Source organism: Pseudomonas sp. NY15435 (assembly GCF_048068295.1).
In the GTDB taxonomy this organism is placed as follows: domain Bacteria; phylum Pseudomonadota; class Gammaproteobacteria; order Pseudomonadales; family Pseudomonadaceae; genus Pseudomonas.
On the sequence record NZ_JBLUQA010000003.1, the window covers coordinates 583,494 to 607,795 of the forward strand.

Here is a 24,302-nt window from a genome sequence, read left to right on the forward strand (position 1 = left end):
CCTTCAATCCTCGTGTATGCGGGGTGGTCATGATGCTCGATGCCCTGCGCCTGGAGGTGCCGGACATCCTCGAAGAAGATGCCGAGGCAATGAGCAACCTGGCGGTCAGGCTCCAGGAATCGCGGCAGCAGCCCCTGCAGGAAGGTTTGCAGAAGACCCTGGGCACGCTGTTCCGCCTCAACCGATGCGCGCTGACCTTACTGGAAAGGCAACGCGCCCTGCAAAGCCTCAGCGAAGAATACCGGTATTACGAACGGCTGATCCGCCAGGAAAAGACGCCGCCGGCACTCTTCGTGCACTTCTGCAGCGAACTGGCAGCCGGCTTCAAGCGCCTGTTGCTGCAGATCCTGCACGGCCGCAAACCGTCGCGGCCGCACATGGCCTGGTGCCTGTACATGGCCCAGCATTTCCTTGCCCAGGCTCTGCTGCGTCATTATCAGCAATACCAGCAGCCGCCGGGCAGCCTGTGGCGCGACAGTCACCTGCTGTACTGGATCGGCGAGTACCAGGAGTGCCTGGACGAGCCGGTGGCAGCCGCTTTCGATCCGGTTCCGGCCGGTACCTTGCGCGGGCTGTATCAGCAGATACTGCTGCTAGCCCTGAGCAACCCATTCCACCTGACCGAAGGGGAAGCGCCACAACTGTTCAGCGCGCTGGCGCCACTGGCCGCGCTAGGGCGGTTGTTACCCTGGGACGATGAGGAACAGGAAGGCTTCGTCGTCGACTTAGGGTCGGACCAACCCTGCCTCGCCGCTGAGCACGCCGCCGATGCCCCAACCGAACAGTTGCGCCGCCTGGAGTTGGGCGCGCTGCTGATCGCCCTGCATGACCCTGCTCCGCTGCGCCGCCTGGATCAGGGGGCGCTGCTGGAGCGCGTCCGCCACCATTGGCTCGGGCACCAGGCGCGCCGCCACGAACGCGCAGAACAGAGCGGCACCTGCCGCGTGGTGGTCGGGCTTCCCGCCATCCAGCAGCATTTGCTGGACAGCTCCACCAGCCCCAGCCGGGACGCAGCCTTGATGGATGCCAGCGCCGGCGGCGCGCGCATCCTCTGCCCCGGTCAACTGGCTGGGCAACTGCCCGTTGGCCAATTGCTGCTGATCCCCGGCAATGGCGGCACCCCTACCCTCGCGGTGGTGCGCTGGCGTCACCTCAACAGCGACGGGCTGCACCTCGGGCTGCGCTATCTGAAAGGGCTTCCCCGCCCGGTCTGGCTCCGCCGCGCGCCTGACGCGCAGCGTCACCCTGGCGTCCTGCAGAGCACACCGGAACCGGGAAACGGCTGGTACCACGGGCTCTGGGTGTCCCAGGGGCAGTTCGTCGAAGGCGAGAATCTCTGGCTGCAGCTGGCCAGCTTCGACAACCAGACCATCCTGCCGCTGCCCATTGCCAACCTGAGCACGCCACTGGTAGCCCGACACCCGCTTCGCCTGGCCTGATTGTCGAATTTGGGAGAGATGTCACAGGCAAGATCGGCAGTAGGCCCGATATGCCAGACGCATGCCTCCCTATAATTCGAACGTTCGTTCCGACACCCGGGACGACTCTCGCTCGCCGGTACAATGGCGGCCTTCAGAACGCGGCTGGCGCCACGCACGCCACCCCTTCAGCGACAGGACAGCCAGATGCAGCCTACAGACCAGCTTGTCAGCAAGGTTCCCAGCCATGTTGTCGCCAGCGCACGGCCGGCCAATGCGGCCAATGGAGGACGGCTGGCCGACTTCAATGTCGCGGTCTGGCTGCACCTGCCCGGCGTAGCGGACCTGCCGGTGACGCTGCTGCTCAACTACCGCGATGGCGAACGCAGCCGGGAAGTGGTGATCGACCATGGAACGGTCAACAAGCAGAGCCGCATCCTGCTCTCGGGCATTGCGCGCCTGTTGTTTTCCCAACGGATCGAGGATGCGCAGATCAAGCTGCGCGCGGCCATTCCCCTGTCGCGGGTGATTGCCGAAGAAGTCTTCATGCAGGCGGTGGAACAGCAGGCAGGCGCTGCGCGCCCGGTGGCCACCAGCCTCTGATTGATCAGCCCAGCTGACGCACCAGGGTGTCGTCCGACGGCTCGGCCGCCACAGGCTCGGCGGTTTCCTGCGGGACGGACGGCAAGAGCGATTCAGGCCAGCTGCTGAACTGCAGACCAGTGATTCTATTCAACCGCTCCAAGGCGCTCGTCAGATCGCGCTGATGCAGGTGCACTACGTTGTTCTGGTCTTTTTTCATGGATTCGATGGCCTTGGAGGAACTTCTAAAGGACTCCTGTGTCCTGCAACCTCCAAAGCCAGAACTGTGCCAATTCTGAAATAGCCAGAATTGGCGCATTTCTGAAGTGATACAAAACCGCGACAGAATCAGATTCGCCGCAAACTGACGTTTTGCGTCACTCGGAATGTGACGGCTTCAACCATTTCGCCAGGCTGTCACCGAAAAGCTCCTGACGATCCGCCTGATAGCGCGCCAGCGCTTCCCGCAATTCGGGGTACCAGGGCTCATCCAGCTCCGTCGGCAAAGCCTCCAGGCACGGCAGCGGCCAGGGACTGCGATTGAGCAGGTGATGCAGGCTGTAGCTGCCCAGATCACGGCACAGCACCCAGGCGGCAGTGGTCGAGCCGGCGCGGCAGACCAGTTGCTCGCCCTCGAGGAAATCCAGCACCTCCTCCCACTCATCTTCCGGCAGCAGCCAGCCGGCCCGGTGCAGATGCGCCAGACGCGTCGGCAGGCCGTGCCGCTGACGGTCGAAGAACACCCGCAGCACACCAAGGATCACCAGCAGCCGCGGCATCGCCCGGCGTCGCCACAGGCGGGTCGATGACAGGTTGCAGACCAGTTCTGCGCCGAACAGCACGATCAGCCACGACAACCAGATCCACAGCAGAAACAGCGGCACCGTAGCGAAGGCGCCGTAGATCAGCTTGTAGCCAGGGAAGAAGCTCACATAGAAGCCGAACAGCGACTTGGCCGCCTCGAACAGGATCGCGGTGAACACCCCGCCAGCCAGCGCGTGCAGCACCGGCACCCGCGCATTGGGCACCGCCGCATAGATCAGGGTGAAGGCTGCCACGCTGGCCAGCAGCGGCATGAACTTCAGCAGCATCGCTGCCCCCGGCAGTGCATGGGGGCCGGAGAGTAGCGACAGCGAAGTGACGTACGTGGAGACGGCAAACCCCGTCCCCAGCAACAGCGGCCCAAGGCTGAGGATCGCCCAGTACAGCAGGAAGCGAGTCACGCCCCGGCGCGGCTGGCGTACGCGCCAGATGGCATTGAAGGCCTTCTCGATGGTCACCAGCATGGTGAAGGCGGTGACCGCCAGGAAAGCCACGCCCAGCCAGGTCAAATGGCGCGCCTGCACGGTGAAGTTGCGCAGGTAGGCCTCGACCGCCTCGCCGGTGGAAGGCACGAAGTTGCGGAAGATGAACAGCTGGATGCGCTCGCCCATGCCTTCGAAGGCGGGCACGGCCGAGAGCATGGCAAAAGTCACGGTCATCATCGGGACGACCGCGAACAGCGTGGTGTAGGTCAGGGCCGCGGCGCTGTTAGGCGCCTTGTCGGCCAGGAAGCGCTGGACCAGATAGCGGCCGAATTCGACCAGGCCCTGCAAGCGTTCGTGCATGAAGTGTCCTTTGGCTGCACTGAAAAAACCGTCCTCGTAGATCGCGGTGAACGACAGCGGTTCAGTCCAGTCCGAGGAGGCGGTTAGAATAGCCGCCACTTCATCGGCCTTGCGAGTCCCGGCATATGAGCCAGATTTCAATTTTCCACAATCCGCGCTGCTCCAAATCCCGTGGAGCCCTCGAACTGCTCGAAGAGCGCGGCATCCAGCCGAATGTCATTCGCTACCTGGAAACCCCGCCCAGCGCCATCGAACTCAAGGCCCTGCTCGGCAAGCTGGGTATCGGTGCACGCCAGTTGCTGCGCACCGGCGAAGACGAATACAAGAACCTGGACCTCGCCAACCCGGCACTGAGCGATGACCAACTGATCGACGCGATGGCGCAGCATCCCAAGCTGATCGAACGGCCGATCGTCATCGTCGGCAACAAGGCGGTGATCGGCCGTCCGCCGGAGAAAGTCCTGGAGATCCTGCCTTGAGCGCTCCCTATATCCTGGTCCTGTACTACAGCCGTCACGGCGCCACCGCCGAAATGGCGCGGCAGATCGCCCGTGGCGTCGAGCAGGGCGGACTGGAAGCGCGCGTGCGGACGGTGCCGGCGATTTCCACCGAATGCGAAGCCGTCGCCCCGGACATCCCGGCCGAAGGCGCGCTCTACGCCACCCTGGATGACCTGAAGGACTGCTCCGGCCTCGTCCTCGGCAGCCCGACCCGTTTCGGCAACATGGCCGCGCCGCTCAAGTACTTCCTCGACGGCACCAGCAGCCTGTGGCTGACCGGAGGTCTGGTAGGCAAGCCGGCGGCAGTCTTCACCTCTACGGCCAGCCTGCACGGCGGCCAGGAGACCACCCAGCTGTCGATGATGCTGCCGCTGCTGCACCACGGCATGCTCATCTCCGGCATCCCCTACAGCGAGCCCGCCCTGCTGGAAACCCGCGGTGGTGGCACGCCCTATGGCGCCAGCCACTTCGCCACTGCCGACGGCAAGCGCAGCCTGGACGAACACGAAATCACCCTGTGCCGCGCGCTCGGCAAGCGCCTGGCCGAAGTCGCCCGCAAACTGGAGAGTTGAATGGCCCGCAAGAATAAACCGCTGCCGTCCCTGGAGTGGCTCAAACCCCGGCTGGCCGCCAGCCGCGCGGTCGCCCTCGGCAGCTTCATCGGGCTGATCCTGCTCATCGTCATCTGGGACCTGCTGTTCGCCGACGCCCACGGCGGTGCGCGCTGGGTACCGTGGGCGTTCCTCGGCTTCAAGCTGCTGCCGCTGCTGGTGGTGGCGCCGGGCATCCTGATCGGCAGCGCCCGCGGGCATGCCTGGGCGTGCTACGTGATCAACCTGTACTTCATCCTCGGCGTGCTCAACGCCTTCGATCCCAACCATGCCATCTTCGGCTGGGCGGAGATCATCCTCAGCGTGTCGCTGTTCTGCTCGGCGCTGATGTACACACGCTGGCGCTTCCAGTACGACCGCAAGCTGGCCGGCGAAGGCGAGCCCGCACCGCAGGAAGCGACTAGCGCCTGATCGTAACGGGGAAGCCGGGGCTTACCAGCCCATGGTTTCCTTGAGGAAGGGGATGGTCAGCTTGCGCTGGGCCTGCAGCGAGGCCTTGTCCAGTTCGTCCAGCAGGTCGAAGAGGAACTGCATGCTGCGCGCGCCGCGGGTGAGGATGAAGCGTCCCACTTCGTCGGTGAGGTGCAGGCCGCGACGCGAGGCGCGCAGCTGAAGGGCGCGCAGCTTCTCGTCGTCGGTCAGCGGGTGCAGCTGGAAGATCAGCGAGAGGGTCAGGCGGGATTTGAGGTCCGGCAGCTTTACCCCCAGCTCGCGCGGCGACACAGAGGCCGACAGCAGCAGCTTGCGGCCGGAGTCGCGCAGGCGGTTGAACAGGTGGAACAGCGCCTCTTCCCATTCGCGCTTGCCGGCCAGGGCGTCGAGATCGTCCAGGCATACCAGCTCGCGCTGCTCGAGGTTGTCGAAGATTTCCGGGCCGTAGGCCACCAGGTCAGCCATTGGCAGGTAGACAGAGGGCTCACCCAGTTGCTCGGAACGAATGCAGGCCGCCTGCAGCAGGTGGCTGCGGCCCACGCCCTCGGCGCCCCAGAGATAGATCAGGCTTTCCGTCCACCCCGCCTCGGGCTCGCACAGACGCTCGACATAGCCGAGCGCCGCGGCGTTGGCGCCGGGGTAGTAGTTGGCGAACGTTGCATCATCGCGCAGACGTACGCTGAGTGGGAGCTGCATAGGAGTCATGCCGGGCCGGGCGTTTCTTCAATCGCTTGGGGTGGGCCTTGGTGACTGAAAGTTTATCCAAATCAGAAGGATAACGCAGCTACCACGTGCGACTCAGAGCCACCGGCGCCGGGAAGCGGGGCTTTGCCCGCCCCCGGAGCGCTCGTCACCAGTGGAAGCGCAGGGTGTTCTGGGCTGGCACGGCCGCGTTCGGCACCGGCTGGCCATTGGCGTCGACTGCCGGTTGAGCCGGCTCGGCCGGGGCTTCCTGCAGGCGGGCCAAAGCCAGCTGCGCACGCAGTTGCTCGGAGCTGGCGGTTACGCGGTAGACCAGATTCTTGCCCTGGACTTCCACCAGCTTGGCGCCCATCGGCTCCAGCAGGCGCGAAACTTCGGCGTAGCGCGCCAGATCGGCACCCTCGATCTGCAGGACCTGGGCCGAAGCCGAGCCAGCCGATCCGACGAAACGCTGCGACAGGCGCTGGGATACGCCCAGCATCACCGCATCGGCCAGCGCATCCGGGGTATCGCCCTGGGCCTGGCCCTGCTCCCGGCTGTCGCCCATCCACACGCGCCAGGTGGCGGTCCACTTGCCGTCGGCCTCCTTCGCGTCCACCGCCAGCAGGGCATCGGCGCCGTAGCGCTCGGAGGCGGTTTTCAGCACGTCGGGCTGAGCGGCGTTGAGATTTTCGGGGGTACCGACCTGCTGCTCGCTGAGGTCGGCCATCGGCAGACGCAGCGGCAGGCCGCGGCGCTGGGCCGCGCGGTTCAGCGGGGCGGAAGCTTCCTGGCTGTCGCCCACCAGGCTGCTGCCGTTGGCGCTTTCGTTCAGCCACCAGGCCAGCACACTCGGCCGGCTGGCGCCCCAGACCGGCAGGCCGGCCTGGCGCAAGGCGTTGTCGGTAGCAGTCGGGTCGAAGTCCACCACCAGCGCCATGGGCGGGCCGTTCTCGAAGCCGTACTGGCTGATCAGTTGCTGCGGGTCCTTGAAGTAGCCGGCCAGTGCCGGACTCTGTGCGGCGCTGGCGTTGCCGGTCAGGCGCAGTACCAGGGTCTGCAGGGCGCGGGTCAGGCCGGCATTGCGCTCGTCCGGCTGCTGGGAGGCGACCGGTTCGTGCACCTGGTAGAGGTTGCCCAGCGTTTCAGCGAAGGACGGCAGGCTGAACAGCGTCAGGCAGAGGATCAACAGGCGGGCGGTCAGGCGCATGGCGGGCTCTCGCGGCGAAAACGAAGATGCCAGCGCTCAACGAGCTGGCAAGGAAGGCCTATACCTTAAACAGCCGTCCGGCCAGCGGCAACAGCGCGAGATGGCCGCTGCCGGGCAAGCCTGATAAAATCCCGCGCCTCCCGCGCAGGCCGGGAAGCGCGAACGGCGCGCCCGGCGGCAAGACGAATCATCCCTTCTATAGGCCTGGATTTATGAGCAACAAGCAACCCTCGTTGAGCTACAAGGACGCCGGTGTGGACATCGACGCCGGCGAAGCCCTGGTCGAACGCATCAAAGGCGTGGCCAAGCGCACCGCGCGTCCGGAAGTCATGGGCGGCCTGGGTGGCTTTGGCGCTCTGTGCGAAATCCCGGCCGGCTACAAGCAACCCGTACTGGTCTCCGGCACCGACGGCGTCGGCACCAAGCTGCGCCTGGCGCTGAACCTGAACAAGCACGACAGCATCGGCCAGGACCTGGTCGCCATGTGCGTGAACGACCTGGTCGTGTGCGGCGCCGAGCCACTGTTCTTCCTCGACTACTACGCCACCGGCAAGCTGAACGTCGACGTTGCCGCCACCGTGGTCACCGGCATCGGCGCCGGCTGCGAACTGGCTGGCTGCTCCCTGGTCGGTGGCGAGACCGCCGAGATGCCGGGCATGTACGAAGGCGAAGACTACGACCTGGCCGGCTTCTGCGTCGGCGTCGTGGAGAAATCGGAAATCATCGACGGCTCGAAAGTGGTCGCCGGCGACGCCCTGATCGCCCTGCCCTCCTCCGGCCCGCACTCCAACGGCTACTCGCTGATCCGCAAGATCATCGAAGTCTCCGGCGCCGACATCGAATCCACCCAGCTGAACGGCAAGCCCCTGGCCGACCTGCTGATGGCCCCGACCCGCATCTACGTGAAGCCGCTGCTGCAGCTGATCAAAGAAACCGGCGCGGTCAAGGCCATGGCCCACATCACCGGCGGCGGCCTGCTGGACAACATCCCGCGCGTGCTGCCGGACAACGCCCAGGCCGTGGTTGACGTGGCCAGCTGGCAACGCCCGGCAGTCTTCGACTGGCTGCAGGAGAAAGGCAACGTCGATGAGACCGAGATGCACCGCGTACTGAACTGCGGCGTGGGCATGGTCATCTGCGTCGCCCAGGATCAGGTCGAGGCTTCCCTGAAAGCCCTGCGTGACGCCGGCGAGCAGCCGTGGGTCATCGGCCGCATCGATGCGTGCGCCGCGGACGCCGAGCGCGTGGTCCTGAACAACCTGAAAGGCCACTGATGTCCAAATCTTGCAATGTCGTGGTGCTGATTTCCGGCTCCGGCAGCAACCTGCAAGCCCTGATCGACAGTCTCGCCGGTGCTGACACGCCGGCAGTGATCCGCGCGGTGATTTCCAACCGCGCGGACGCTTACGGCCTGGAGCGTGCACGCCGGGCCGGCATCGAGACTCGCTTCCTCGACCACAAGTCCTACGCGGACCGCGAAAGCTTCGACGCCGCGCTGATCCAGGCCATTGACGGCTTCGACGCCGATCTGGTGCTGCTCGCAGGTTTCATGCGCATCCTCAGCGCGGACTTCGTGCGCCACTACCAGGGCCGCCTGCTGAACATCCACCCGTCTCTGCTGCCCAAGTACAAGGGCCTGCACACCCACCAGCGCGCGCTGGAGGCCGGGGATGCCGAGCACGGCTGCAGCGTGCACTTCGTCACCGAGGAACTTGACGGCGGTCCGCTGGTCGTACAGGCGGCAATCCCGGTAGAGTCTGACGACACGCCGGAAACGCTGGCGCAGCGCGTTCACGTGCAGGAACATGTGATCTATCCGCTGGCCATGCGCTGGTTCGCCGAAGGCCGAGTCAGGCTGGGTGAACAAGGCGCCATGCTGGATGGGGAGCTTCTGCCCGCATCCGGCCATTCGTACCGAACCTAGGAGATTCGCGATGCGTAGAGCTCTGTTATTCCTGATGGCCGTTCTGACCTTGCCGGCCCAGGCTTATGAGCTGGAACCATTCGACGCCAGCTACACCGCCGACTGGAAACAGATGCCCATCAGCGGTACCGCCTCCCGCAGCCTCAAGCAAGGCGATGGTGGCCGCTGGGAGCTGAATTTCAAGGCTTCCATGCTGCTTGCCAGCCTGACCGAAAACAGCACGTTCAAGGTCGAGAACGACACTTACCTGCCGCTGACCTACCGCTGGGCCCGCGAAGGCCTGGGCAAGAACAAGCAGACCGAGCTCGATTTCGACTGGGCCGAGAAGCAGGTACTGGGCAGCGACCGTGGCGACCAGGTGCGCCAGCCGCTGAACAAGGGCCAGCTGGACAAGTCCACCTACCAGCTCGCGCTGCAGCATGACGTGGCCGTTGGCAAAAAGGCCATGAGCTACCAGGTAATCGAGGGTACCGACACCGATACCTACGACTTCCGCGTGCTCGGCGAGGAGAAGGTTCGCACCCAGGCGGGCCTGATCACCGCGATCAAGGTGGAGCGCGTGCGCGACCCCACCAAGAGCAACCGCAAGACCATCCTCTGGTTCGCCAAGGATTGGGACTTCCTCCTCGTGCGCCTGTACCAGCAGGAGTCCGACGGCAAGGAATACCAGATCATGCTCAAGGAAGGCACCGTGAACGGCAAGGTTGTTCAGGGCGAGAAAGGCTGATCCTTCAGCGAACTGAAAAGCCGGGCATATGCCCGGCTTTTTCTTGTCTGCTTGTGCTGTTGCCATGACCCTGTAGGAGCGAGCTTGCTCGCGAACAGAGTTCCAGGCGGCTCCGGCATCAAGCGGTTCGCGAGCAAGCTCGCTCCTACAAGACTCGTCCTGCGCATAGCGCAGAGATGAAAAAGCCGGGCATTGCCCGGCTTTTCCTTGCCTGGAGAACAAGGGCGGCGTATCAGCCTTCGTTCGACGGCTTGCGCTTGAAGCGCCGGGCAATCCAGCCGATGGCCAGGGCCGGGACGATCCACAGCTTTTTCAGCAGGACCAACAGGGTGGCAAACAAGCCGACCTTGGCGGCAACCTTGCCGGCGATCAGCGCGCCCAGGCCATAGGCGGCAACCTTGTCGACGCTGGGGTTGAAGTCGACATAACGGCTGCCCGGGTTGAACTCGGTCATCGCCAGCACCTTGCCGACATTCTTCTCGATCTCCGGCAACTGCTCCATACCCGCGACGAAGTTCAGCACCAGCACGCCTTTGCGGCCCAACGCGCGGATGTTGTAGTTCAGGGTGTGCTCCTTGGCGTCACCGAACTGCAGCTCCTTGGCCCAGTACAGCTTCTTCTCCGCGGCGTCATAGCGTGGCGGCGCGGCCCAGCCGATCAACTGGATCGCCTCGAAGCCCTGCTGCTCGCGCTGCGGGTTGGCTTCCTTGAGGTCGTCCTGCATCTCCTTGAGCATCTCGGCATAGTCGATCTTCTCCGCATCCTCGTCGGAGACGTAGCCACTCTCCTCGTATTGCACGGTCACTGCCCAGGACTCGGTATCAAAGGGCGAAACGCCAGCTGGCATCAGCATGCCCAGCGGCGGATCGGAAGGCGGGTTGCCCCAGGCTTCCAGTACGCGCTCGGCGTCCTTGCCGTCGAGGAAGACGAAATTGTCCGGTAGGTCGAAAGTGGCGAGGTTGTCGCCGACCACCACCTTGCCCTTCTGGAAGTGCAGGCTGGCGACGAAGGTCTCGGGTGACATCTCCTCGTCAGACTCGGCGGCGGGAGCAGCGACAGCCGCAGGGGCTTCGCTCTGGTTGGAAGTGGCGGGGGCAGCGAACGCCGGGGCGGCAACGGCCTGGGCGAGCAAGGCAACGAGGAAGAGGGCTTTGCCATCCATAGGGGTGTATCTCCTGAATCGAATCCATGACATCAGCGGCCACCCATGGTGGCGCCGGGCGCGGATTGTCTCACTGACCCGGCCGATCTGTAACAGAAAATTTCTGCAGCCTTCGAGCGTATGCACAAAAAAGCCGGACATCTGTCCGGCTTCGATCTGCACGCAAGCGAGTTTTATGCAGGAGCGAGCTTGTTCGCGAACAAATCAGCCGGAAGCGCCTGTGCCAAGTGGTTCGCGAGCAAGCTCGCTCCTACGAAGAGCTCGTCCGCACACTCACGGCTGGCTGGCGATGGCCTTTTCGATGGCTGCCTGCAGCTCGGGGTCGTCCGGCTTGGTCAGGCTGGAAAACTCCGCCACCACCTTGCCCTGCCGGTCCACCACGTATTTGAAGAAGTTCCAACGCGGCACCTGGTCGGCCTGTTGGGCGAGGTTCTTGAACAGCGGGATCGCCTCATCGCCGCTGACAGGCTGCACCGAGGTCATGTTGAAGGTCACCCCGTAGTTGCCGTAGCAGATCTTCGCGGTCTCGGCGGCGTCGGCGTCTTCCTGCTTGAAGTCATCGGAGGGCACACCGAGCACTTCCAGGCCCTGGCCCTTGTACTTCTGGTAGACGGCTTCGAGCCCCTTGAATTGCGGGGTGAAGCCACAGTGGCTGGCGGTATTCACAATCACCAGCGGCTTGCCGGCGTACAGCTCGCACAGGTCGAGCACATCCTTGGAGCGCAGCTTGGGCAGTTCGCCCTGGCTCTTGAGCAACGCAGGGCAATCGGCGGCCTGGGCCGCCAGCGGCAAGAGAAGGGACAACGCGAGCAGGGGAAGACGCATGGCAGTGATCCTCGAGTTATCCCGCCACGCTACCCCGCGCGCCGGAGCTCAGCAACTGCCCATACCCAGTTGCATCAACGCCAGCCCGCCGCGCTGCCAGCCCCACCAGGCGAACCCGGCCAGTGCCAGGCCAAGGCCCAGCACCAGCGCGAGCAACAGTGGGCGCGTCACGCCGCCCCCAGCGCCGGGCGCTCGACCGGGCGCTCGCGCACCGGCCAGTTGAGCAGGCCAGCGAGCAGGCTGAGGAGGATGGAAATCTGCCAGACCAGATCGTAGTTGCCGGTGTGGTCATACACGTAGCCACCCAGCCAGCCGCCGAGGAAGGCGCCGATCTGGTGGAAGAGAAAGGTGATGCCACCGAGCATCGACAGGTTGCGCACGCCGAACAACGTGGCGACCGTGCCGTTGGTGAGCGGCACGGTGGACAGCCACAGCAGGCCCATGACGATGCCGAAGGCGTAGGCCGTCCAGACGCTCAGCGGCGCCCAGATGAAAGCGACGATCACCACCGCGCGCAGCAGGTATAGGCCGGTGAGCAGCCTGGGCTTGCTCATCCGCCCGCCGAGCCAGCCGGCGAAATAGGTGCCGAACACGTTGAACAAGCCCACCAGCGCCAGCACCGTGGTGCCGACGGTTGCCGGCAGGTGGCGGTCCACCAGGTAGGCCGGCAGGTGCACGCCGATGAACACCACCTGGAAACCGCAGACGAAGAAGCCCAGCGACAGCAGCCAGAACCCGGAATGCCCGGCCGCCTCGCGCAGCGCCTCGCCGAGGGTCTGCTCATGGCCCTGCATCGGCAGCGGCTTGTCCTTCATCAGCGCGGCCAGCGGCACGATCAGCGCCACCATCAGGCCGAGGGCGAGCAGCGCGGCAGACCAGCCAAGCCAACTGATCAGCCCAAGCGTGCCAGGCAGCATGGCGAACTGGCCGAACGAGCCCGCCGCCGCCGAGATGCCCATCGCCATGCTGCGCTGCTCCAGCGGCACCGCGCGACCCACCGCGCCGAGAATGACGGAGAAGGAGGTACCCGACAGACCGATGCCGATCAGCAGGCCGGCGCTCATGGACAGGCTGAAGGCCGAATCGGAATAGCCCATCAGTACCAGGCCGACTGCATAAAGAATGCCGCCCACCACCACCGTGCGCATCGCGCCAAAGCGGTCGGCGATGGCACCGGTGAACGGCTGGGCTATGCCCCAGATCAGGTTCTGCAGGGCGATGGCAAAGGCGAAGGTCTCGCGCCCCCAGCCGAATTCGGCGCTCATCGGCGCCAGGAACAGGCCGAAGCCGTGGCGGGTGCCCAGGGACAGGGCGAGGATCAGGGCGCCGGAAAGCAGTATCCAGAACCCCGTACGCGACAGCTTCGACATCACTTGCTCCTACACGGGTATATACCCGCTTCTAATCGTTCGTATCCGTTGCACGCAGGCCCGCGCTAGCTCTCCAGCGCAGCCAGTTCATCCAGCAAGGCTTCCAGCTGACGACGTTTGGCATCCCCCAGATGGGACGCCACGTCCTGCTGGGCAGCGTCCCAGGCCTCGCCACCACGAACGATGCGCTCCAACCCTGTTGGAGTCAGCGCCACGATGCGGTTGCGCAGGTCCTCGCCCTCTTCCAGCTTCACCAAGCCGTCGGCTTCCAGCGGCTTGAGGTTGCGCCCGAGCGTACTGCGGTCCAGGCCCATGGCCTCGGCCAGGTCCGAGATGCTCGGCTGCTCCAGCCGCGACAGATGTCGCAGCAAAGAAAACTGCGCAGTCGTCAGCCCGACGCCCTTCAGGGCATCGTCGTAAACGCGGGTCACGGCGCGGGCCGAGCGACGCAATTTGGTACAGAGGCATTGGGTAGTCAGCATGGGATACGTGTATATACCCGCAACTGACGAAACACAATGGCCGGTGTGACCAATTGTCCCATCTGCCAACACCAGGCGTTGGCGCAGCCAAGGGCACCACCGAGCTCCGGCCGTATAACTGCGGCCAGCCAGCCCCGCGCTTTCGACGGGGCGCATCACGGTCCGAGGTCCCCGATGCCCGTCTACAAAGCTCCGCTGCGCGATACCCGTTTCCTGCTCAACGAAGTCTTCGATTTCCCCAGCCACTACCAGAACCTGGTCAACGGCGGCGAAGCCACGCCGGACATGGTAGACGCTATCCTCGGCGAGTGCGCCAAGCTCTGCGAGGAAGTGATCGCCCCGCTCTACCACAGCGGCGACGAGGAAGGCTGCCACCTGGAGAACGGCGAAGTGCGCACGCCCAAGGGCTTCAAGGAAGCCTACGACGCCTACGTCGCCGGCGGCTGGCAGGGCCTGTCGCACCCGGTCGAATACGGTGGCCAGGGCCTGCCGATGAGCCTGGGTGCGCTCAAGCAGGAGATGATGGGCACCGCCAACTGGCCGTTCTCGATGTACCCGGGGCTATCGCTGGGCGCGATGAACACCGTGATGCAGCACGGCACCGAAGAACAGAAGCAGACCTACCTCACTCCGCTCACCGAAGGCCGCTGGGGCGGCACCATGTGCCTGACCGAGCCGCAGTGCGGCACCGACCTGGGCCAGGTGAAGACCCGCGCGGAAACCAACGCCGACGGCAGTTACGCGATCACCGGCACCAAGATCTTCATCTCCTCCGGCGAGCACGACCTCACCGAGAACATCGTGCACATCGTCCTCGCGCGCCTGCCTGATGCGCCCAAGGGCACGCGCGGCATCTCGCTGTTCATCGTGCCGAAATTCCTTCCGGGTGAAGGCGGCGCGCTCGGCCCGCGCAACGGCGTGAGCTGCGGCGCGCTGGAAAAGAAGATGGGCATCAAGGCTTCCGCCACCTGCGTGATGAACTTCGACGGCGCCACCGGCTACCTGATCGGCGAACCGAACAAGGGCCTGGAGTGCATGTTCACCTTCATGAACAGCGCGCGCATCGGCACCGCCATCCAGGGCGTCGCCACCGCCGAACTGGCCTACCAGGGCGCGCTGGCCTATGCCCGTGAGCGCCGTTCGATGCGCGCCCTCTCCGGCACCAAGGAGCCGGGCGAAATCGCCGACACCCTGATGCACCATGGCGACGTGCGCCGCATGCTGCTGACCCAGAAGGCGGTGGCCGAGGGCGGCCGCGCGCTGATCTACTTGGCCACTCAGTACGCCGACAAGATGATCCAGGGCCTGCTGACCCACTCCAATGCCGAGTACGACCGCTGGGACGACAAGCTCGGCTTCCTTACGCCGATCCTCAAGGGCTGCCTGACCGAACTGGGCCTGGAGAGCGCCAATCTCGGCATGCAGGTGTTCGGCGGCCACGGCTACATCAAGGAGCACGGCATGGAGCAGATCGTCCGCGACGCGCGGATCGCCACGCTCTACGAAGGCACCACGGGCATCCAGGCGCTGGACCTGCTCGGCCGCAAGGTGCTGCTGATGACCCAGGGCAAGGCCGTGCGCGACTTCACCCGGCAAGTGGCGAAGTTCGCGCTGGAGCTGCTCAAGCAGGAACCCGCCATGCGCGGTCGCGCGCTCACGCTGCTCAAGCTCTGCGCACAGTGGAATATCCTCACGCTGCGCATCGCCCTCACCGCCCGTAAACAGCGCGACCTGGTGAGCACTGCCAGCCACGACTACCTGATGTTCTCCGGCTATGCCGCGCTGGCCTATTCCTGGGCACTGCAGGAAGCCGCCGCACGCAAGCGCTTGCGCCAGGGCGGCAGCGAATCGAGCGACTTCTACAAGGCCAAGATCGCCACCAGTGACTTCTACTTCGCCCGCCTGCTGCCGCGCGCCAAGGGGCACGCGGCAGCGATGGCCAAGCCGGTGCGCTCGATCATGGGGTTGAAGACGGAGCATTTCGCGTTTGATTGATCGCCCTGCGCAGCCCTCCGCCCCTTCCGACTGAACGAGGTGGTAAGCGCTTTTTGTAGGAGCGAGCTTGCTCGCGAACCGCACGGCACTGGTGCGGCCGGGAACCCCGTTCGCGAGCAAGCTCGCTCCTACAGGTTCAGCCGAAACTCGCAGCTCTCAGAGCGCCAGCGCCACCAGCACCGCGCACTCGATCATCTCCAGCATCGCCCCGGCGGTATCCCCGGTGGTGCCGCCCAGGCGGGCGATGAAGCGGCTGCGCAGCCAGACGAACACCACCAGCGCAACCGCCAGAGCCAGCATGCCAGTCAGGCCTGCGAGCACCATCAGTGCCGCATTGGCCGCCAGCATCCACGGCATCGCGCCGCGCGGCATGTGGTCGGCCAGCGCCTGGCCGAGGCCGCCCTTGCGCGCATAGTCAGTGGTGAAGAACAGCAGCGGCAACGCGCAGCGCCCCAGCCAGGGCGCCAGCAACAAGCCCCAGTGCTGGTGATTGCCGAGGATGGCGGTGATCGCGGCGAACTTCAGCAGTAGCAACAGCACCAGCGCAACGACTGCCGCCGGGCCGCAGCGTGGGTCCTTCATGATCGCCAGGGTGCGTTCGCGATCGCCCAATCCGCCGATCCATGCGTCTGCCGTGTCAGCCAGTCCGTCGAGGTGCAACGCGCCGGTGAAGACCACCCACACCAGCAGGATCAGCGCCGCCTGCAGCAGCAGGTGCACGCCACTGAGCAACTCGCCCATGGCGAACAGCACGGCACCTATCAGCAACCCCACCAGGGGGTAATACAACGTGGCGCGGCCGAACTGCCCTGGCGTCGGCATGTGCCTCAGAGGCACGGGCAGGCGGGTGAGGAACTGCAATGCCACCAGCGGCAGGCACCAGTCACTGAGCTGGCCGCGCGCGCCTTCGGCGGCCTGGTCGGCGGGCTCGGCTGCCTCTTGCTCACGTTCCGGGTGTGGGTTGTTCATCAAAGGCTCGACTCACGGTTGCGCCTTGTGGATGCGCCAGCCGTCACCTTCACGGGTCACGTCCAGCGCCATGCATTCGCCGTGGCTCACCACCACTTCCAGCAGGCGCTTCGCCGGCAGGCCGCTGGCCAGCGCGCCGAGCAGGCGCATCACGCCACCATGGGTGATGAGCAGCACGGAGGATCCGGCATGGGTCTGGTAGAGGCGCTCCAAAGCGGCGAAGACGCGGGATTCGAAGTTTCCCATGGCCTCTCCACCGGGCGGAGGGAAAGCGTAGGGGTCGCTCCAGAAGCGCTCCAGCGCCGCAGCATCGCTTTCCATCAGCGTAGCTGGCGAAATGCCTTCCCACTCGCCGAAGTCCAGCTCCTGCAAGCCCGGCTCGAAGAGCAGTGGCAGACCGTGGCGCGCCGACAGTTCCTCGGCAAACGCAGCGCAGCGCCGCAAAGGCGAACTGACCAGCGCTGACCAGCGGCATTCATCACCCAGTGCGCCACGCATCTGCGCCCAACCGGTTTCGGTCAGGGCATCGTCCAGGCGCCCGCGAAAGCCGCCGCCACGCTCGGTCTCGCCGTGGCGCAACAGTTCAATACGCAGCGTCATGCCGGACGGTCCGACACCGCCGCCTCGGCGAAGGTCGCCATCTCGCTGTGCAGCCGGCAAGCCTGGCGCAGCAGCGGCACCGCCAGCGCCGCGCCGCTGCCTTCGCCCAGCCGCAGGCCGAGGTCGAGCAGCGGCTGCGCGTTCAGCGCTGCCAGCACACGGTTATGCCCCGGCTCGGCACCGGCATGGGCGAACAGCAGCCAGTCCCTGCAACCGGGATTGAGGTGCGTGGCGCACAGCGCGGCAGTGGTGCAGATGAAACCGTCCACCAGCACCGGGATACCCTTCTGCGCACAGGCGAGATAGGCCCCCACCAGCGCGGCGATCTCGAAGCCACCCAGACGGCACAAGGCCTCGAAGGGCTCGTCGCAGTGGGCGCGGTGCAGTGCCAGCGCGCGGTCGATCACCTCGACCTTGTGCGCGACGCCCTGCGAGTCCAGTCCGGTACCGGGGCCGACCAGTGCCTGCGCCGGCTCGTCCAGCAGGGCGCAGGCAAGGGCCGCCGCCGAGCTGGTATTGCCGATACCCATTTCGCCGCCGATGAACAACTCCGCACCGGCCTGCTGCGCGCGGCGCACGGATTCGCGGCCGGCCTCCAGCGCGATCAGGCACTGCGCGGCGGTCATCGCCGGTTCCCTGGTGAAGTTCGCGGTGCCGGCGCCGACCATCACGTGCAGCACTCCCGGAAGCGGCTCCAGCGGCGTAGCGGTGCCCAGGTCGATCACTTCCAGGCGCGCATCGAGATCGCGGGCCAGCACGCTGATCGCCGCGCCACCGCGCACGAAATTGCGCAGCATCTCCACCGTCACTGCCTGGGGATAGGCCGACACGCCTTCTGCGACCACGCCGTGGTCACCGGCGAACAGGGCGATCCAGATATGCTCCAGCGTCGGCCGCTCGCGGCCCTGCAGGCCGGCCAGGCGGATGGTTTCCTCTTCCAGCCGGCCCAGCGCGCCGCGCGGCTTGGTCAGTTGGTCCTGGCGCGCAGCGGCCTTGTCCTGCGCCACACGGTCAATCGGCTGGGTACCTTGCAGCCACCATTGCAGACTCATAATGCTTCCCCCTTCAACACCATGGGCAGGCCGGCGACGGTGAACACCACGCGCTCGCTGACCTCGGCCAGGGACTGGTGCAGCCAGCCGGCCTCATCGACATATCGGCGGCTGAGCTCGCCCATCGGCACCACCCCCAGCCCGGTTTCGTTGCTGACCAGGATGACTCGCCCGGGCAGTTGCGGCAGCGTTTCCAGCAACGCATCGATCTCGCCGCGCAGGTGCCAGCCGTCTTCATGGATCAGCAGGTTGGTGACCCACAGGGTCAGGCAGTCCACCAGTACGCAGTGCTGCGGCTTGGCCAGGCGCTCCAGGGCGTCGGCCAGGGCCAGCGGCTCTTCCACCAGGCCCCAGTGTTCGGGGCGGCGCTCACGGTGCTGGAGGATGCGCGAGGACATCTCGCCATCGCCGGCCTGGGCCGTGGCGACGTAGGTGACCGGCAGGCCGCTGTCCTGCGCAAGGCGTTCGGCCAGGCGGCTCTTGCCCGAACGGGCGCCGCCGAGGATCAGTTCAAGCATGGTGTCTCCCTGAAAATCGGGACCTGTAGGAGCGAGCTTGCTCGCGAACATCTTTGCCGGCCACATTGGTGTCGTGCGGTTCGCGAGCAAGCTCGCTCCTACAAAAAAGCCAGGTGCGGCAGGATGGACGAGTCATGCACCCTGCAGCCCGCACAGTGCTCTCAATTTTTCGGTATCCAGATGCGCCTCGATCTGATCGGCCAGGCGCTCGATATCACGTTCGCGCAGAGCGTGGTAATCGATGCTCTGCACCTCACGCAGACCGGCCCAGCGCAGCAGCGCCGAGCTGGACGCGGCGGACTCGAACAGCCCGTGCAAGTAGGTGCCCATCACCTGACCGTCGTCACTCACTGCGCCGTCAGTGCGCCCATCGCTCAGGCGTACGGCCGGGTTAGCCAGCGCTACGCCTTCGGTGACGCCGGCATGAATTTCGTAGCCACTCACCGGAGCCTCTTCCAGCGCCAACTGGCCGCTGACATTGCGCAACTGCTTCTCCGGCTCCAGCACCGTGCAAAAATCCAGCAGGCCGAGACCGGCGCTCTCCCCCGCCGCACCTTCCAGGCCGTGCGGGTCGGCCAGGCTGCGGCCGAGCATCTGCAAGCCGCCGCAGATGCCGAGTAGCTTGCCGCCATAGCGCAGGTGACGGCGGATCGCTTCCTCCCAGCCCTGGGCGCGGAGGAAGGCCAGGTCCGGTCGCACGCTCTTGGAGCCAGGCAGGATGATCAGGTCCGCCGGCGGGATAGGTTGGCCGGGGCCGACGAAGGTCAGTTCCACCTGCGGGTGCAGGCGCAACGGATCGAAGTCGGTGTGGTTGCTGATACGTGGTAGCACCGGCACCACCACGCGCAGGCGCTCGCCGATCTTGGCGGCCTGGCGGGTGTCGATGGCGTCCTCGGCTTCCAGGTGGAAGTCCATCAGGTATGGCAGCACGCCGAGCACCGGCACGCTGGTGCGTTCTTCCAGCCAGTCGAGGCCGTTCTGCAGCAGCGCAATGTCACCGCGGAATCGATTGATCACGAAGCCCTTCACCCGCGCCCGCTCACTTTCGGAGAGCAGCTCCAGGGTACCGACAAGGTGGGCGAATACGCCGCCGCGATCGATGTCGGCAATCAGGATCACCGGGCAATCCACTGCCTCGGCGAAGCCCATGTTGGCGATGTCGTTGGCGCGCAGATTGATCTCCGCCGGCGACCCCGCGCCTTCCACCATCACCACCGGGTACTGCGCGCAAAGACGCTGGTGGGATTCGAGCACCGCCTGCATCGCAACGCGTTTGTAGTCGTGGTAGGCCACGGCATTCATGCTGGTCACCGCACGGCCGTGGATGATTACCTGGGCGCCGGTGTCGCTGTTGGGCTTGAGCAGCACCGGGTTCATGTCGGTGTGCGGCGCCAGGTGGCAGGCTTGCGCCTGTACCGCCTGGGCGCGGCCGATCTCGCCGCCGTCGGCGGTGACCGCACTGTTGAGCGCCATGTTCTGCGGCTTGAACGGCGCCACCGCCACGCCCTGTCGGCGCAGCCAGCGACACAGCGCGGTCACCAGCGTACTTTTGCCGGCATCCGAGGTGGTGCCCTGCACCATCAACGTGCTCAACGCAGGCTCTCCATCTGGTTGAAGGTGCGCAGGCCATGCTCCAGGCGTTCCCAGCCCTTTTCATCCGGCGGCAGGCCGAAACGCAGGCTGTTGGGCGTCTCGAACAGGCGCACGAGGATTCCCTGCCGCGCCAGGTGATCGCGCAGCGCGTGGGCGCGCATGGAAACCACCCACTGGAACAATGCTGTGCCGCCCTGCGGGGCGAAACCGTGTTCGCCCAGCAGCCCGGCCAGATGCCGGCTGGCCTCGTGAAGATCGCGTCGCCGCTGAATCTGCTCCTGGAACTCGCCCAGGACCGCCTGCGCGACGCAGCGCGTCGGGCCGCTCACCGCCCAGGGGCCGAGCAGTTTCGCCAGGCTTTCCAGCAGGCGCGGTTCGGCGAAGGCGAAGCCCAGGCGCGCGCCGGCCAGGCCGAAGAACTTGCCGAAGGAGCGCAGCACGATCAGCCCCGGCCGGCTGGCGCAACTGGGCGCCAGGCTGTGCTCGGGCGTGCAATCCATGAAGGCTTCATCCACCACCAACCAACCGCCGCGTTCCTGCAGGCGCGCATGCCATTCCAGCAAAACGCCGGCCTCGATGCGCCGGCCGGTGGGGTTGTTCGGGTTGACCACCACCAGCACGTCGAAGCGCTCCAGGTGATGGGGCACCTCCTGGTCACTGACCTCGCGCAGGATGTGCCCGGCAGCGCGCCAGGATTCCGCATGCTCGGCATAGCAAGGCGAGATCACGCCGACCTTGCCCGGCCTGCGCAAGCGCGGCAGCAACTGGATCGCCGCCTGGCTGCCGGGCAGCGCCAGCAGCTTCTCGGCGCCGTAGTAGCGGCGTGCGGCAGCTTCCAGGCCGTCGCCGTCCTCCGGCAAGCGCATCCAGGCCGTCGCCGGCACGCTGGGCAGAGCCCAGGACCAGGGCGAAATACCGGTGGACAGGTCCAGCCACTCGGCGAGCGGAATACCGTACTGCTGCGCCGCTTTGCGCAACCGGCCGCCATGTTCGAGCATCAGAGCACTCCCAGAATCAGGATGATCACCAACCATAACAACACCCCCTGGCGCACCAGGGCCAGCGCGCGCCAGATGTCCACGGCGGTGGGCGCTGGGCCTTCGCCCAGCTGCGGGCGTTCGTGCAGTTCGCCGTGGTAGCGGGCGCAGCCACCGAGCGATACACACAGCGCACCCGCGCCGGCGGCCATCACGGGGCCGGCGTTGGGGCTGTCCCACTGCGGCGCCTGCGTGCGCCAGCAACGCAAGGCAAGCCGGGTATGGCCGAGCAGCGCGTAGGTGAAGGCCACCAGCCGCGCCGGAATGTAGTTGAGCACGTCGTCGATCTTCGCCGCCGCCCAGCCGAAGCGCTCGAAGCGCGCGTTGCGGTAGCCCCACATGGCGTCGAGGGTGTTGCTCAGGCGATAGAGCACCACGCCCGGCGCGCCGGCCACGGCGAACCAGAACAGCGCGGCGTACACCGCATCGCTGCCGTTCTCCAGCACCGATTCGGTGGCGGCGCGGGCCACGGCGGTCTCGTCCAGCTCGGCGGTTTCGCGGCTAACCATGTAGCCCACGCGCAGCCGGGCTTCGTTGAGGTCACCGGTGCGCAAGGCCAGCGCCACCGGTTCGGCGTGTTCGCCCAGGCTGCGCAGGCCCAGCGCGGCGTACAACGCGAGCGCCTGCACCATCCAGCCGACATAGGGCAGCAGGCTGAGCAGCAGCGCGACCAGGGTCAGCGGGATGACTGCGATGATCCAGGCGGTGACGCCATGGCTGCGCCAGGCGAGGCCGGGGGTGTCATTCCTGGGACTCATGGCGCTCGCAGATACACCCTCTCCCCAGCCCTCTCCCTGAAGGGAGAGGGAGCAAATTGGAGTTGCCGACCTGCTCGTCGTTTCGCCTGAAACTGAACAGTCCCCTCTCCCTTCAGGGAGAGGGTTAGGGAGAGGGCGCTCCGGAACTCGGGAACGATTGAAGCGCCGCTCCAACCGATCCGCCAACCGCCCGAATGCCACCAACGGATGCCAGCGTTTCGGCTCGCCCAGCAGGGCATCCAGCGCCACGCCAAGGACGCCCAGCAGGGCCAGGCTCATGGCTGCTCTCCCCAGTGGTTCTCGTACAGCAGCTCGCTGAGCGCGCGCGGTTGACGCCAGCCTTCGAGCGCCAGCATCGGCGCGGGATAGAACTCGCTGACCGGGCCAAGGCAGATCACCGCCACGGCCTCGGCTCCTGCCGGCAAGCCCAGCAGCTCGCCCAGCGCGGCAGGATCGAACAGGGATACCCAGCCCATGCCGAGGCCTTCGGCGCGGGAGGCGAGCCAGAGGTTCTGGATCGCGCAGGACAGCGAGGCGAGGTCCATGTTCGGCAAGGTACGACGGCCGAACACATGCGCCTCGCGGCCATCCATCAAGGCGGCCACCAGCACTTCGGCGCAGTCGAGCACGCCCTCGACCTTCAGCCGCATGAACTCGTCGGAACGCTCGCCCAGCGCCTCGGCGGTACGCACGCGTTCCTCCTCCACCAGAGCATGGATCGACTGGCGCAGCTCCCGCGCGGTCACGCGGACGAAGCGCCACGGCTGCATCAACCCGACGCTGGGTGCCTGGTGCGCCGCTTCCAGCAGGCGCGCGAGCAACTCAGGCGACACCTCTCCACCGCTGAAGTGGCGCATGTCGCGGCGCTCGGCAATGGCGCGGTAGAGCGCGGCGCGCTCTTCTGGGCTGTAGGCATGCTCGGTCATGGTCTGAAGAGTGCGGCCGCGGCGTCCGGATCGGACGGCAGGTAGAAGTGGATATAGGACGCGGTGAGCCGGCCACGGCGGAACACCGCTTCGGCCACCGGCTTGTCGTTGGGGCAGACGCCACGGGCCAGCGGCTCCGCGCTGCTGTCCAGCAACGAATGATGGAAGGTGTGCCCGCGCAGAATGCCTTCTGGCAGCGTCACGGCCTGCAGCGCCAGCGCGGCGAGGCGCTTCTGCATGCGCGCTTCACCCGGCAGCAGGCCGAGCAGTTCTGCGCGCTCGCCGGCTGCGTCGGTCAGCGCATCGAGCAGATAGAGCATGCCGCCGCACTCGGCGAGGATCGGCTTGCCCATCTCGTGGTGCGCGTGGATTGCCAGGGCCATGGCGCGGTTCTCCGCCAGCGCCTGCAGGTGCAGTTCCGGGTAGCCGCCGGGCAGGTAGAGGCTGTCCACTTCCGGCAGCGCTCCGTCACGCAACGGCGAGAAGAACACCAGCTCGGCGCCCAGCTCGCGCAGCAGGTCGAGGTTGGCCTGATAAAGAAAGGCGAAGGCATTGTCCCGCGCCACGCCGATGCGCACGCCGTCGAGGCGGGAAGACTCGCTGCGCGGTTCCGGCGCAGCAAAGCTCACCGGCAGCGGCAGCTCGGTACTGGCGCTGGCCGCCAGTGCATCGGCGGCGGCGTCCAGGCGGGCATCGAGGTCAGCCAGCTCGCCAGCCTGCACCAGGCCGAGGTGTCGGCTGGGCAGCTCCACTTCGGTATCGCGCGGCAACGCGCCATACCAGCGAATCCACTCCGGCAGGCTGTCACGCACCAGGTCACGGTGGCGCTGGCTGCCGATGCGGTTGGCGAGCACGCCGGAGAACGGCAAGTCGCTCTGATAAGTAGCCATGCCGACGGCCATGGCGCCGAAGGTCTGGGCCATGGACTGGCCATTGATCACCGCCATCACCGGCACGTTGAATCGCCGTGCGAGATCAGCGGCCGAGGGCGAGCCGTCGAACAGGCCCATCACGCCCTCGATGAGGATCAGGTCAGCCTCGCCGGCCGCTTCCCAGAGCAGGCGGCGGCTTTCGCCCTCGCCGACCATCCACAGGTCCAGCTGGTAGACCGGTGCGTCACTGGCACGGGCGAGGATCATCGGGTCGAGGAAATCCGGGCCGCACTTGAACACCCGAACCTTGCGCCCGAGGCGCGTGTGCAGGCGCGCCAGGGCGGCGGTCACGGTGGTCTTGCCTTGGCCAGAAGCGGGCGCGGCGATCAGCAGAGCGGGGCATTGGCGCGCATCACGCATCAGTCGCACTCCCCGGCACGGGCAGAGAGCC

General features: G+C 66.1%; 26 protein-coding genes and 2 pseudogenes. 9 read left to right on the forward strand and 19 right to left on the reverse strand.

The window, feature by feature from the left end:
- Positions 1-29: 29 nt before the first annotated feature.
- Positions 30-1,439: a PilZ domain-containing protein gene (locus ACNFH5_RS10030; protein ID WP_416745546.1), complete on the forward strand. Its 1,410-nt coding sequence runs from the start codon at positions 30-32 to the stop codon at positions 1,437-1,439.
- A 186-nt stretch (positions 1,440-1,625) separates the two neighbouring features.
- The gene (locus tag ACNFH5_RS10035) at positions 1,626-2,021 is read left to right on the forward strand and encodes a hypothetical protein (protein ID WP_416745548.1); all 396 of its coding nucleotides are present in this window, start codon (positions 1,626-1,628) and stop codon (positions 2,019-2,021) included.
- A gap of 4 nt (positions 2,022-2,025) precedes the next feature.
- On the opposite strand, the gene ACNFH5_RS10040 is transcribed toward ACNFH5_RS10035, so the two are convergent.
- Together ACNFH5_RS10040 and ACNFH5_RS10045 are read right to left on the reverse strand one after the other, a co-directional pair.
- The gene (locus ACNFH5_RS10040; protein ID WP_416745550.1) at positions 2,026-2,220 is read right to left on the reverse strand and encodes a hypothetical protein; all 195 of its coding nucleotides are present in this window, start codon (positions 2,218-2,220) and stop codon (positions 2,026-2,028) included.
- A gap of 157 nt (positions 2,221-2,377) precedes the next feature.
- On the reverse strand, positions 2,378-3,607 hold the full coding sequence (locus ACNFH5_RS10045; protein ID WP_416745552.1) for a YihY family inner membrane protein: 1,230 nt from the start codon (positions 3,605-3,607) through the stop codon (positions 2,378-2,380).
- Positions 3,608-3,732: 125 nt separating this feature from the next.
- Between ACNFH5_RS10045 and arsC the strand changes: the two genes are divergently transcribed.
- The 3 genes from arsC to ACNFH5_RS10060 are packed head-to-tail and all read left to right on the forward strand — an operon-like array spanning position 3,733 to position 5,129.
- Positions 3,733-4,086, forward strand: coding sequence for an arsenate reductase (glutaredoxin) (arsC, locus tag ACNFH5_RS10050; RefSeq protein ID WP_416745554.1), 354 nt, complete (start codon positions 3,733-3,735; stop codon positions 4,084-4,086).
- Positions 4,083-4,679: an NAD(P)H:quinone oxidoreductase gene (gene wrbA / locus ACNFH5_RS10055; RefSeq protein ID WP_416745556.1), complete on the forward strand. Its 597-nt coding sequence runs from the start codon at positions 4,083-4,085 to the stop codon at positions 4,677-4,679. Before arsC ends, wrbA begins: the two co-directional genes overlap by 4 nt.
- On the forward strand, positions 4,680-5,129 hold the full coding sequence (locus ACNFH5_RS10060; RefSeq protein ID WP_416745558.1) for a DUF2069 domain-containing protein: 450 nt from the start codon (positions 4,680-4,682) through the stop codon (positions 5,127-5,129).
- A gap of 21 nt (positions 5,130-5,150) precedes the next feature.
- Here ACNFH5_RS10060 and hda read toward each other — a convergent pair whose 3' ends face one another.
- On the reverse strand, positions 5,151-5,855 hold the full coding sequence (gene hda / locus ACNFH5_RS10065; RefSeq protein ID WP_024764559.1) for a DnaA regulatory inactivator Hda: 705 nt from the start codon (positions 5,853-5,855) through the stop codon (positions 5,151-5,153).
- A 145-nt stretch (positions 5,856-6,000) separates the two neighbouring features.
- Complete coding sequence (locus ACNFH5_RS10070; protein ID WP_416745560.1) at positions 6,001-7,041, reverse strand: DUF2066 domain-containing protein; 1,041 nt, start codon at positions 7,039-7,041, stop codon at positions 6,001-6,003.
- A 212-nt stretch (positions 7,042-7,253) separates the two neighbouring features.
- On the opposite strand from ACNFH5_RS10070, the gene purM reads away from it, so the two are divergent.
- Genes purM through ACNFH5_RS10085 form a run of 3 tightly spaced genes read left to right on the forward strand, consistent with a single transcriptional unit; the run spans position 7,254 to position 9,692 of the window.
- Complete coding sequence (purM, locus tag ACNFH5_RS10075; protein ID WP_416745562.1) at positions 7,254-8,315, forward strand: phosphoribosylformylglycinamidine cyclo-ligase; 1,062 nt, start codon at positions 7,254-7,256, stop codon at positions 8,313-8,315.
- A complete protein-coding gene (purN, locus tag ACNFH5_RS10080; RefSeq protein WP_416745564.1) occupies positions 8,315-8,965 on the forward strand; it encodes a phosphoribosylglycinamide formyltransferase in 651 nt (216 codons plus the stop codon). The genes purM and purN overlap by 1 nt, the downstream gene beginning before the upstream one ends.
- Before the next feature lie 10 nt (positions 8,966-8,975).
- Positions 8,976-9,692, forward strand: coding sequence for a DUF3108 domain-containing protein (locus ACNFH5_RS10085; RefSeq protein WP_416745566.1), 717 nt, complete (start codon positions 8,976-8,978; stop codon positions 9,690-9,692).
- 232 nt (positions 9,693-9,924) lie between these two features.
- Here ACNFH5_RS10085 and ACNFH5_RS10090 read toward each other — a convergent pair whose 3' ends face one another.
- The 5 genes from ACNFH5_RS10090 to ACNFH5_RS10110 form a co-directional block, all read right to left on the reverse strand.
- Positions 9,925-10,854 (reverse strand): DUF2167 domain-containing protein, encoded by a 930-nt coding sequence (locus ACNFH5_RS10090; RefSeq protein ID WP_416745568.1) that lies wholly within the window; start codon positions 10,852-10,854, stop codon positions 9,925-9,927.
- A gap of 273 nt (positions 10,855-11,127) precedes the next feature.
- Positions 11,128-11,679, reverse strand: a complete 552-nt coding sequence (locus ACNFH5_RS10095) for a glutathione peroxidase (protein ID WP_416745570.1) — start codon at positions 11,677-11,679, stop codon at positions 11,128-11,130.
- Positions 11,680-11,727: 48 nt separating this feature from the next.
- Complete coding sequence (locus ACNFH5_RS10100; RefSeq protein WP_416745669.1) at positions 11,728-11,850, reverse strand: hypothetical protein; 123 nt, start codon at positions 11,848-11,850, stop codon at positions 11,728-11,730.
- A complete protein-coding gene (locus ACNFH5_RS10105; RefSeq protein ID WP_416745665.1) occupies positions 11,847-13,040 on the reverse strand; it encodes an MFS transporter in 1,194 nt (397 codons plus the stop codon). The genes ACNFH5_RS10100 and ACNFH5_RS10105 overlap by 4 nt, the downstream gene beginning before the upstream one ends.
- Before the next feature lie 74 nt (positions 13,041-13,114).
- The gene (locus tag ACNFH5_RS10110; protein ID WP_416745572.1) at positions 13,115-13,531 is read right to left on the reverse strand and encodes a MarR family winged helix-turn-helix transcriptional regulator; all 417 of its coding nucleotides are present in this window, start codon (positions 13,529-13,531) and stop codon (positions 13,115-13,117) included.
- 174 nt (positions 13,532-13,705) lie between these two features.
- On the opposite strand from ACNFH5_RS10110, the gene ACNFH5_RS10115 reads away from it, so the two are divergent.
- Positions 13,706-15,526, forward strand: coding sequence for an acyl-CoA dehydrogenase C-terminal domain-containing protein (locus ACNFH5_RS10115; RefSeq protein WP_416745573.1), 1,821 nt, complete (start codon positions 13,706-13,708; stop codon positions 15,524-15,526).
- A 156-nt stretch (positions 15,527-15,682) separates the two neighbouring features.
- Here ACNFH5_RS10115 and ACNFH5_RS10120 read toward each other — a convergent pair whose 3' ends face one another.
- The 10 genes and pseudogenes from ACNFH5_RS10120 to ACNFH5_RS10165 form a co-directional block, all read right to left on the reverse strand.
- Positions 15,683-16,495 (reverse strand): adenosylcobinamide-GDP ribazoletransferase, encoded by an 813-nt coding sequence (locus ACNFH5_RS10120; RefSeq protein ID WP_416745575.1) that lies wholly within the window; start codon positions 16,493-16,495, stop codon positions 15,683-15,685.
- Between the two features lie 12 nt (positions 16,496-16,507).
- Positions 16,508-17,095: an alpha-ribazole phosphatase family protein gene (cobC, locus tag ACNFH5_RS10125; RefSeq protein WP_416745577.1), complete on the reverse strand. Its 588-nt coding sequence runs from the start codon at positions 17,093-17,095 to the stop codon at positions 16,508-16,510.
- Positions 17,092-18,147, reverse strand: a complete 1,056-nt coding sequence (gene cobT, locus ACNFH5_RS10130) for a nicotinate-nucleotide--dimethylbenzimidazole phosphoribosyltransferase (protein WP_416745579.1) — start codon at positions 18,145-18,147, stop codon at positions 17,092-17,094. Before cobT ends, cobC begins: the two co-directional genes overlap by 4 nt.
- Positions 18,144-18,665: a bifunctional adenosylcobinamide kinase/adenosylcobinamide-phosphate guanylyltransferase gene (cobU, locus tag ACNFH5_RS10135; protein ID WP_416745581.1), complete on the reverse strand. Its 522-nt coding sequence runs from the start codon at positions 18,663-18,665 to the stop codon at positions 18,144-18,146. Before cobU ends, cobT begins: the two co-directional genes overlap by 4 nt.
- Positions 18,666-18,797: 132 nt before the next feature.
- Positions 18,798-20,246: a cobyric acid synthase gene (locus ACNFH5_RS10140; RefSeq protein WP_416745667.1), complete on the reverse strand. Its 1,449-nt coding sequence runs from the start codon at positions 20,244-20,246 to the stop codon at positions 18,798-18,800.
- 8 nt (positions 20,247-20,254) lie between these two features.
- A complete protein-coding gene (gene cobD, locus ACNFH5_RS10145) occupies positions 20,255-21,256 on the reverse strand; it encodes a threonine-phosphate decarboxylase CobD (RefSeq protein WP_416745583.1) in 1,002 nt (333 codons plus the stop codon).
- A pseudogene (gene cbiB, locus ACNFH5_RS10150) lies at positions 21,256-22,095 on the reverse strand (adenosylcobinamide-phosphate synthase CbiB); the annotation flags it as partial. The gene cobD and the pseudogene cbiB, both read right to left, overlap by 1 nt.
- A gap of 105 nt (positions 22,096-22,200) precedes the next feature.
- Positions 22,201-22,332: pseudogene (locus ACNFH5_RS10155) on the reverse strand (cobalamin biosynthesis protein); the annotation flags it as partial.
- On the reverse strand, positions 22,329-22,979 hold the full coding sequence (gene bluB, locus ACNFH5_RS10160) for a 5,6-dimethylbenzimidazole synthase (protein ID WP_416745585.1): 651 nt from the start codon (positions 22,977-22,979) through the stop codon (positions 22,329-22,331). The pseudogene ACNFH5_RS10155 and the gene bluB, both read right to left, overlap by 4 nt.
- The gene (locus tag ACNFH5_RS10165; protein ID WP_416745587.1) at positions 22,976-24,271 is read right to left on the reverse strand and encodes a cobyrinate a,c-diamide synthase; all 1,296 of its coding nucleotides are present in this window, start codon (positions 24,269-24,271) and stop codon (positions 22,976-22,978) included. Before ACNFH5_RS10165 ends, bluB begins: the two co-directional genes overlap by 4 nt.
- Positions 24,272-24,302 lie beyond the last annotated feature (31 nt).